This window comes from Desulfosalsimonas sp., assembly GCF_055149105.1.
Window position 1 is genome coordinate 1 of the sequence record NZ_JBSRLA010000095.1, and the last position, 8,785, is coordinate 8,785.

10 protein-coding genes are annotated in these 8,785 nt (G+C 55.0%); 1 reads left to right on the plus strand and 9 read right to left on the minus strand.

What is annotated here, in order from left to right:
- Positions 1-340: 340 nt before the first annotated feature.
- From hgcB to ACTCIA_RS15685, 4 genes are all read right to left on the minus strand, one after another.
- Positions 341-676: a mercury methylation ferredoxin HgcB gene (hgcB, locus tag ACTCIA_RS15670; protein ID WP_463002741.1), complete on the minus strand. Its 336-nt coding sequence runs from the start codon at positions 674-676 to the stop codon at positions 341-343.
- Between the two features lie 71 nt (positions 677-747).
- Positions 748-1,875, minus strand: coding sequence for a mercury methylation corrinoid protein HgcA (gene hgcA, locus ACTCIA_RS15675; protein ID WP_463002749.1), 1,128 nt, complete (start codon positions 1,873-1,875; stop codon positions 748-750).
- 58 nt (positions 1,876-1,933) lie between these two features.
- Complete coding sequence (locus ACTCIA_RS15680; RefSeq protein ID WP_463002742.1) at positions 1,934-2,191, minus strand: type II toxin-antitoxin system MqsA family antitoxin; 258 nt, start codon at positions 2,189-2,191, stop codon at positions 1,934-1,936.
- 1,075 nt (positions 2,192-3,266) lie between these two features.
- Positions 3,267-4,019 carry a SagB/ThcOx family dehydrogenase gene (locus ACTCIA_RS15685; RefSeq protein WP_463002743.1) on the minus strand — a complete coding sequence of 251 codons (753 nt, stop codon included), beginning with the start codon at positions 4,017-4,019 and terminating at the stop codon, positions 3,267-3,269.
- 222 nt (positions 4,020-4,241) lie between these two features.
- Here ACTCIA_RS15685 and ACTCIA_RS15690 point away from each other — a divergent pair, with 222 nt between their 5' ends.
- Positions 4,242-4,835 carry a DUF2284 domain-containing protein gene (locus ACTCIA_RS15690; protein ID WP_463002744.1) on the plus strand — a complete coding sequence of 198 codons (594 nt, stop codon included), beginning with the start codon at positions 4,242-4,244 and terminating at the stop codon, positions 4,833-4,835.
- Between the two features lie 6 nt (positions 4,836-4,841).
- On the opposite strand, the gene ACTCIA_RS15695 is transcribed toward ACTCIA_RS15690, so the two are convergent.
- From ACTCIA_RS15695 to ACTCIA_RS15715, 5 genes are all read right to left on the minus strand, one after another.
- On the minus strand, positions 4,842-5,786 hold the full coding sequence (locus ACTCIA_RS15695) for a universal stress protein (protein ID WP_463002745.1): 945 nt from the start codon (positions 5,784-5,786) through the stop codon (positions 4,842-4,844).
- A gap of 140 nt (positions 5,787-5,926) precedes the next feature.
- Positions 5,927-6,427: a 3'-5' exonuclease gene (locus ACTCIA_RS15700; RefSeq protein WP_463002746.1), complete on the minus strand. Its 501-nt coding sequence runs from the start codon at positions 6,425-6,427 to the stop codon at positions 5,927-5,929.
- Between the two features lie 4 nt (positions 6,428-6,431).
- Entirely contained in the window at positions 6,432-7,124 is a 693-nt protein-coding gene (locus tag ACTCIA_RS15705; RefSeq protein ID WP_463002750.1) for a sulfite exporter TauE/SafE family protein, read from the minus strand.
- Positions 7,111-7,563: a hypothetical protein gene (locus tag ACTCIA_RS15710; RefSeq protein WP_463002747.1), complete on the minus strand. Its 453-nt coding sequence runs from the start codon at positions 7,561-7,563 to the stop codon at positions 7,111-7,113. The genes ACTCIA_RS15705 and ACTCIA_RS15710 overlap by 14 nt, the downstream gene beginning before the upstream one ends.
- A 213-nt stretch (positions 7,564-7,776) precedes the next feature.
- Complete coding sequence (locus ACTCIA_RS15715; RefSeq protein ID WP_463002748.1) at positions 7,777-8,685, minus strand: UbiA family prenyltransferase; 909 nt, start codon at positions 8,683-8,685, stop codon at positions 7,777-7,779.
- Between the last annotated feature and the right edge of the window lie 100 nt (positions 8,686-8,785).

The window sequence follows — 8,785 nt, forward strand, 5'->3', positions numbered from 1 at the left end:
CTCGCTCCGGCATTGGCTGAATTTATCCCGGAAACGCTCAATGTCGCTTCACAAACCGACCCCGCCCCCGGGCTTCCTTGGAAGGGTTCTTGCCGGGCCGGCCCACGGGACCGGGCATGAAAACAACGCTTTTTAAGACCTAAATGTGTTCCTTGCGACTCCCTTGGTGTGAAATTTTGCACACACTCGGCCATGATGCCGGCCCGGGGGTGGTTTGCGAGTCGCATTGAGCGCGCAAGCGGTCAGCAGGGAGCAAACCGCCACCGGCCGGCATCATGCGAAAATTATAGAACCAGGCACGAACAGCAACTTTTTTGATGTTGCTTGGAAGAAGCGTCTTTCAGCAGCAGCCGGGCCCGCATTGGGGTGCGGCTTTTTCTTGGTCTGGTTCCACAACGCAGCAGCAGGAATCGCCGGTGCGTCCCAGCATGCTGTTGATCACCGCTGCGGCGCATCCCACCCCGGCATCCACGGTGATTGCGGCCGTAGGGCAGTTTTGGGCGCACGCCCCGCATTCCATGCAGTCATCCCGACTGATGATTTCGGCTTTGCCGTCTGCCAGGGCCAGCACCTCCCGGGGGCAGACCATGGCGCACATGCCGCAGCCTGTGCACAGCTCCGGATTCAGTTCCAGGGTGGTGACGTTTTTCAGGTATGTAAAAGATGTTGTTCCCATAGTCTTGTTCACCTTTTTGTCTTCTTTTACAATGGTTCTGCTGCCATGGAAATGCAAGCCCATCCTGCGGATCAGGAGATAAAGCGGGCAGCTGTCCAAAGCACCAGGCCCACCACTGCTGCGGCGATCATGGCGGGCACGGCCGCGCGCATTTCCCGGCGGACCCCGGAAAGGGAGGTATAAGCCGAAGCACCGGTAAAATTCATGCCCATAAAGGCGGCCGCAGCCGTTGCAATCAGTGCCATGCCCGCGGCTTCGGCCAAAGAAGCGGCCCGGGCCAAATTCGGGCCGGCAGCGGCGGCAATTGCAAACGATGTGACCAGGCCGGCAATGGCGCCTTTTGCGGCAAACGCCCGGCCGGGAATCCAGGGCAGCAAAAGCGGGGTCAGCACGGAGCCCGCCACCAGGCCTCCTGCCAGCATCAGGGCCGCAAAGCTTCCGTGAATGCGCACGTCAGCCCACCATGCATCGTTAAAACCGGCGCCGCCCAGCAGGAAAAAAACCACCATCAAGGCGGCCATCCATTTTGCGGCAGGGATGAATTCCATGGGAATGAGCACCGCGCGTTCGCTCATGGGAAAGTTCTTGGTGCGCATCTGCCGGGTGGCCTTCATCCCGTTTTTCAGGAATGCCGGCAGGTCGTCGGCTTCCACAGGGCCGTAGACCACCGTAAACCCGCAGGCCCGTCTGACCTTGTGAGCGGCCACCCCGGGTCCGGCAAGCTGGGGCAGGATGATTTTTCGGTGGGAGACGATTTTTGCAAGCCCGCTTGATTGAATCCGGCTGACCAGTTCGTTTGTGCCAAAGGTTTTTTTGCCCGCAGCGCACCAGACATTGATTCCGTTGGTATCCAGCACCAGGATCCAGGCGTCTTTCGGGTGCCAGGCCGCGCGCAGCCGGTCAAAGCTCAACTTGTAGTTGGCGGTGACCAGCACCGGGCTGTTTTCATCCGGCGCGCCCATGGCGTAAAGGCCCGGGTCCACGGTATAGGTCATCCGGCCGATGCCCACCCGTGTTTTGATTGTGCCCAGGCGGTCTGCAGGGCCAAGGTGTCCAGAAACCACGGGCAGGGTGCCTGCGGCGGTGGACAGCGTGCCTGTGACAAACGGCTGATTGATATCCGGCGGAGCCGTCCGGCCCGCTTGATCCGACGGTCAGCAGCCGGAGGATGAGGCCCCGGGTCCTATCCCGATCTGCACACCCCCTGACGACAGGCTCAGGTCCGGATGCTGGTCCGTATCTGGTTGTATTTGCGTTTTAGGCTGCAAAATTAAGCATCTCCAGTGAAATCCCTTTTTCATATTCAGCTTCGGCATAATTGAGCAATTTTTCATTTGTAGCCGAAGAAATATACTCTTCACCACAATTTTCACAGATGTCTGCCGGCACCTGCTTAAATACAAGGGTCATTTGATTGCGTTCAAGAACAACAGTGGTAAAGCTCTTTTGAGTCATTCCGTTTTTGCAGATCACACATTTCATTTTTTTATAAATGAGTTTGTGAATTGTTTCCAATGGCTGAGCAACCAGGCAGTTAGAGGTTTAAATCCATTCTTAGATATTCAAAATCTTATCAAAATTGAATGGTTTCGGGCAAGGTATTTATGCATAAGACTCATGACCAGCCCACTGGAAATATGAGGCAACAATTGTTTTTTACCGGGCGATCCTTTGAATTTGAATACCGATTCGGAGTTGATCGGCCAGGAGAGGTGTTTTATGGAGTTATGGAATTTGGGATAGGGTCGCCAAGGAAGCCCGGAGGGCGGGGGCGGGTTTTTGAAGCGACATTGAGAATTTTTGCGGAAAAATTGCAAATTGTTTGAGGACGACAGGCCGGGTTTGTAAATTTCAGCGAAGGCATTGGCTGAATCCGCAAAAAGGCTCAGGAGCGAAAAAACCCGGCCCCGGCCGCAGGGCTTTCTTCCCCCAAGCCACCACCATTTTCAACCCGGAAGAAGTCGCAGCCGCAACATCGGCAGAACCAAGGCGGAAGCAGCTTTTGCGGGTTTTCGCATGAGCCGGGTCGGGTGTGGTTTATTTGTCTGCGGCGTGCTTTCGGCGATCGGACCGGGGCCTTGGCTGGAATTTTAAAAACTCGGGCTCATCGCCCTCAGACAGTTTAAAATTCCGGTCGCCAAAGCCCCGGTCCGATCTTATGCCGAAACCGCGCCAATGCAGCCAAACAAACCACCCCCGCCCCTGCTCATGGCCAAGGCTCTGGGAATATGTGGCAGCACCTGTTTTTTTACCCGAATATCCTTTGCATTTGAATACGGATATAAGGCTGATAGGTCTGGAGAGGTGTTTTATGGAGTTATGGAATTTGGGATAGGGTCGCCAAGGAAGCCCGAAGGGCGGGGCCGGGTTTTTGAAGCGACATTGATCTTTTTTGCGAAGAGATTCAGCCAATGCCGGAGCCGGAAAATTTCAAACTGTTTGAGGGCGAATGCCCGAGTTTTTGAAATTTTGGCGAAGGCATTGGCTGAATCCGCAAAAAGGCTCAGGAGCGAAAAAACCCGGCCCCGGCCTTCGGGCTTTCTTCCTCGGTCTTTGAGTTGTGGAGAAGCCTTCGTGGCGGAGGCTTTGTTCAGATTTTGCTTACAGGCGCCATGTAGAGGGTAAACTCCTGCTGGCCGTCAATGCCCAAAATTTTGTCGCAATACTCCTGGTCATAGGCGGCAATGGCGCAGGTGCCGCAGCCCGCTGCTTCGCAGGCCAGATACAGATTCTGGCCGACGTGGCCGGCATCCAGGGCGATGACCTTGTAGGAGGCCTCGGCGTAGCGCCATTCCATGCGGGCCGGAATGGTGGTCCAGATGAACGTGGCCGCGCTTTTTCCGGCAAAGGACTGGCCCATGGCCATGCGGGTAACGGTCTGTTCCAGATTGTCAGGGCGGGTTTCCAGGACAAGTTCATGGCTCAGGGGCAGGTACCGGTAAATGGCCTTTTCCAAACCCTTTACCCGGAAGACCGCGATATAGGTTTCAAATGCGTGCCTGCACCCGGCCGAAGGCACCGTGCGAAGGGCGTTGTAGGGCCCGGCCTGCTGCCGGACGCCCTGGGTGGCCCACAGCAGAAACGACAGCTCAGAAAGCGCCATGTCGCCTTTGGTGGCAGCCCTGCGCGATTGCCTGCGGGCAATGGCATCCATCACGGAAACCGGGTTGATGGTTTGCCAGTCCCGGGCCGGGGGCAGGGGGATTTTTTTGGCATCCGCCGCGCACGGCTTTTGCAGCGGCGGAGGCGCAAGCCCTCTGGACTGTGCGGTTTGCGAAAAATCCACCTGCAGACGGATGGTGTCTTTTAAAAAATATTTGTAATCCTTCGTTGGTTTTTCCATAATATTAACTTTAATCATCATGGCTGCACATGACAAAAAATGATGGCAAAGTAAAAAGTCCAATATCTGCGTTGCGCTGCATCCCTGCGGAATTTCACGTACGATAAAGTACGCTGCATTCCTCGGGATTTGCGCGCCTTGATCTTGAACCTTTTACTTTGCCATCCCAAAATTGACTTTTTACGAAATTGTCAAAAATGGTTGGACAAGGAAATCGAACAATTGACGACAACAAAGCAAAAACTCGATGATCTGCTTTCTGCGGCAAGGGACATGGGTGCAACCGATGCGGTGGTGCTTGCCCCGGAAAGCATTGTGGTTGAAGATAGTCTGGCGGAAAAATGCATCCGGCCCAAGTGCATCAATTACGGGCTTTCCAAAAGCTGCCCCCCGAATGTGGGCGGACCCGATGCCATGCGCAAACGGCTGGAAACAGTAAACTTTGCGATCTTTTTCAAAATCGAGGTCCCGTCCGCGATCCTGTATTCCGGCCAGGGCCGGGAACTGTTTCAGCTACTGCACGAAACCGCTGCCGGCATTGAGCAAAAGGCTGTTGCACTCGGGTTTGCAAACGCCCGGGCCTATGCCGGAAACTCCTGTAAAAAGGTGTTTTGCCGCGATTTTCTGGAATGCCGGGTTATCGGTGAAAACGGGCAATGCCGGAACCCGGACCGGGCCAGACAGTCCATGTCCGGATTCGGCATCAATGTGACAAAACTCTATGAGGCGGCCGGATGGCCGTTTAAGGGCGTTGTCCACGAAAACGGCTCCGAGGTTATCGGCATGTCCAGCCTCTGCGGCCTGGTGCTGCTGTAAGTGGTTTTACGGAACAATGCACAATGCGCCGTTTTCCATATGCCGGATCAGGTAATTGGAAACACTGCCCATGAAAAACCGTTTGTTCATACCCCGCTTGCCAATGACCAGGGTGCCGTGGCCCTGATTTTTGAATTCTTCCAGAATCGCGCCGGTTATATCAAACCGTGCCGGGACAATTTTGAGGTTCAGCCGGTTTTCGTTGATTTTCTTTTCTTTGAGCTTGCCGCGGGCAAGTTCCATGAAATTGTCAATGCACTGGCGACCGGCTTTTTCAATCACCCTGGCAAAAGCCTTTTCCTCGCCTGAATCCGCCTGCTGCTCAAAATCAAGGCCGCAGGTGTCTCTTAACGAGGCCTGCACGTGAAACAGGGTCAGGCCCGCATCCGGATCTTCCCGGAGCATATCCAGAAGATAATCCAGCGCCTTGGCTGAATCCACGGAGCCGTCCACGGCCAGCAGAATGTTTTTGGACGGGGCTTCGCCGCTGATCATCCATACGGGAATGTCCGGGTTGTGCTCGATAACGTTTTTGGTGGTGCTGCCGATAAACGTGTCCGCAAACCGGGAAACACCCCTGCGCCCCATGACAATGGCATCCGCAGATGCTACCCGGGCCTCATCAATGATGTCCTTGGCCCTTCCTTCCCGGCATCTCCGGGTGGATACGGTGATTTTGTCTTTGGCCACGCCCATGCGGATCATCCGCTTTTTCAGATCCTCCAGAAGTTCCTTGCCCAGGGCCTCGTTTCTGTTGTTGAATTTTTTGAGCTCCTCCATGGCCGCAGGGTCCTTCCGGGATTCTTCCCGGATGTAGTCTGATATTTTGGGCTGAACATGGAAAAGGATGTAATCGGCATCCTGAAATACCGGGGCCATGGCTGCCATGTACTGCATGGCCTGGACAGTGTAAATGGAGTCGTCAACCGGTATAAAAAATTTCTTTTTCATGATTCTCTCCCAGGGGTGATGGTTGCTGGTGAAAAACAATAACGGATATATTTCAATAATTAATCCCAACAGCCGAAATTGCAATCCGGTTTATGGCCAAAACGCATTTGCAGGCGGTTTTTCGGGAGAGCAGGGAAGGGTCAGCAGTTTTGTTTCACATGCGCCACAAATTCCAGCAGCCAGAACACGTCTGCCGCAGCCCGGTGCCGGCTTTTCTGGCTGCATTCAAATGTGCAGACAAGATCGTTTACGCTTTGGTTGGCCGAAGGCGTGCGCGCCATGCGGGCCAGCCAGGTATTTAAGTCCAGTATTTTCACCAGGGATGGATCATATCCGGAATCGGCCAGCAGTCGGTTTTTCCACCGGATGTCAAAATGGGGCTCATCTGAATATACCGGCTGGCCGGCAAGGTCGCTGACCATTTTTTCCGCCACTTTCCGGGGATCATGGCCGTGTTGCCGGAGTTGTTCCGGGGTGATTCCGTGGAATTCAAAGCTTTTGGGGTTCCAGTCGGTCCAGCCGGCCATGAAATTCGGGTTTAACAGATAGGATGCAATGGCATCTGGCCGGCACCCCCAGGCCACTTCAATGGGATGGGAGTTTTTGCGCAGGCTGGAGGCTTCAAAGTCGATGATGAACATGGGGCTAATAGGTCCATCCCTTCCAGGTGAAATAAATGCCCACAAGGATCATCATCACCCCGCCGAACTTGTAGATGAGATCCCGGTGTTTGAGCCATTTGACATTGGAAACCTGGGAGAGCAACAGCAGGGCGGGTATGGTGCCAATACCAAAGCAGGCCATGACCCCGGCCCCGGAGAGCATGCCCCCGAGCGTGGATTGGGCCTCCATGCCCATCCGGGCCGCGGCAATCATGGCCGTATACACCGGCCCGCAGGGCAAAAGCCCCAGGACCATGCCCAGGGGCAGAAACAGGACCGCGCGTCTTGCATCAAGAATCCGCTTAAATCCGGCCCGGGCAAACCCGGCAAGGGGCGGGGCGTTTTGAAAAATCCGGCCCGCCGGCACCCACCCGGTCATGGCCAGGCCCATGACAATAATGAGTATTCCCGCAAACATGAGCACAGCCTTTTGAAAACCGCCCGCCTGGGAGGCAAACCGGGTAAAGGAGGCGGTTGCGCCCATAATGGCCCCCAGCAGCGAATAGGTGATGGTCCTGCCGATGTTGTAATACAGCTGGGGGAAAAACGAGGGCCGGTCCTTTAGCTGAAGGGAGACCGAAATCACGATGGGGCCGCACATGCCGATGCAGTGGCCAAAGCCCACGGTAAACCCCGTGGCCAGAAACACCGCGTATATGGATTCAGTAGACCACATCAAAGACAAATTCGGCTGTTCCGGTTTCCGGCAGCGCTACCCGGGCAAACCAGGTGTTCTTGCCGCTGGGACAGCGCACAATTACGCCCTTGCCGGTCCAGGTGTTTTCCCCCTGCCGGGTCATCTCCACCCGGTTGGGGCCCATTTTCATGGCCGGCATGCCAAGATCGATGTAAGGCGCCTCTGAAAGCCTGTCTCCGCTGATTGTCACGCGAAACTCAAGCTCCTCCATGGCCTTTACCGGCTTTGGCGAAATTTCAAGTGCCACGCTGCGGCCGGCAAGCTCGGCGCTGCAGGGTCCCTGGTGAATATTGCACGTGGTTCGGACTTCCGGGTTTTGGGCGAGAGCCGGGGCGGCCGCAGTTGCGATTACAAGAAAGATTGCCGCCCCCAAAGCCAGTCTCGCCATGGCCAAACATCGGCTTGCAGCTGAATCCATATTTTTTTCCTTTTTTGGGGTTAATGAGCCTGTAAAAAGTTTTTTACAGGCAGTGTTAAGTGTTAAGTTTTAAGTGTTAAGTAAAATCAAGATGTTATTTTTTTATTGGTTGGCGGTTATCCCAGTTTTAGGACCTTTTCAAAGCTTCTGCGATGCAAAAGTTGTTTGAACTGCTTGATTTTTCTCTTTTACTTAACACTTAAAACTCTCGGTTCAAATAATCATGATCAGCACGATCATGAGCATGGAAACCGGAAAATAGCTGGCCCGGTTAAAAAGGGCAATGGCCTCTTCGCGCCCAAGGCCACGGTAAAGCCGGAAGGCGGGCTCGATCAAAAGCCCGCTGCTGATGACCACCGCCGCCAGGGGTGCGACAGCCCCGGCGCCGGGAAATGAAATCAAAAACAGGATCACGCAGAACACAACCGAGATCAAAAGGCATGCAAGGGCCAGGAACGCGGATTTCTGCGCCCCCAGGCGCACCGGGATGGTCTGGGCGGCCAGCCGCCGGTCCTCGTCCATGTCCATCCAGTCCGCCGGGATGTTCTGCCCGCCGATTTCCCAGAAAAACAGGCAGGCAAACACAAGCGCCATAAAAATAAACGACGGCTCCGGGTCCACCGCAAACAATGCCGCCGCAGCCCCCATGTTTTTGACAAATCCGCTGACCACCGCCCGCCAGGGGCTCACCCGCCAAAGCAGGCAGTAAGTCGCCTCCAGCCCGGCGCCAAGAAGAAAGATGAGCGCGCACACCGGGTTTAGCAGCCAGGCGCCGATCAGGGCCACCACAGACCAACCTGTGGCCCATATCAGGCCGTCTTTTAACGGCAGCATCCCCCTGGCCATGGGATGGCGGATCATCAGCGAATCCAGGTAGCCCTCCTCGGATGCGGTGGGCCGGGAATATTTTTCCTTGTCGGTTTTGTAGTCCACAATGTCGTTGAAGGCGTAGATGGCAGTGTATCCGGCAAATGCGGTGAGAAGCCCGATGCCCGCAATGTAAACCGGCGGAAAGCCGCCCAGGTACAGCAGCACGCAGAAACCCGGGGTGGCCATGTCCAGTATGCCGTGGGGGGTGCGCGAAAGGGCCAGAAACAGTTTGATTCGGTTGATTGCATTCATGCTATAACCGCAAATGCCGGTTGGCATAAGTTTTGCTTCAACACGGACACGGACAAAACAGTTTGGAAACTTTTTCCGTAAACTTGACATCCTTTATCAT

Bases quoted from the DNA above. Each gene is read 5' to 3' on its own strand.
- ACTCIA_RS15700 (WP_463002746.1), bottom strand. From the start codon at position 6,427: ATGTTCATCATCGACTTTGAAGCCTCCAGCCTGCGCAAAAACTCCCAT.
- ACTCIA_RS15705 (WP_463002750.1), bottom strand. From the start codon at position 7,124: ATGTGGTCTACTGAATCCATATACGCGGTGTTTCTGGCCACGGGGTTT.
- ACTCIA_RS15710 (WP_463002747.1), bottom strand. From the start codon at position 7,563: ATGGATTCAGCTGCAAGCCGATGTTTGGCCATGGCGAGACTGGCTTTG.
- ACTCIA_RS15685 (WP_463002743.1), bottom strand. From the start codon at position 4,019: ATGGAAAAACCAACGAAGGATTACAAATATTTTTTAAAAGACACCATC.
- ACTCIA_RS15715 (WP_463002748.1), bottom strand. From the start codon at position 8,685: ATGAATGCAATCAACCGAATCAAACTGTTTCTGGCCCTTTCGCGCACC.
- hgcB (WP_463002741.1), bottom strand. From the start codon at position 676: ATGGGAACAACATCTTTTACATACCTGAAAAACGTCACCACCCTGGAA.
- ACTCIA_RS15695 (WP_463002745.1), bottom strand. From the start codon at position 5,786: ATGAAAAAGAAATTTTTTATACCGGTTGACGACTCCATTTACACTGTC.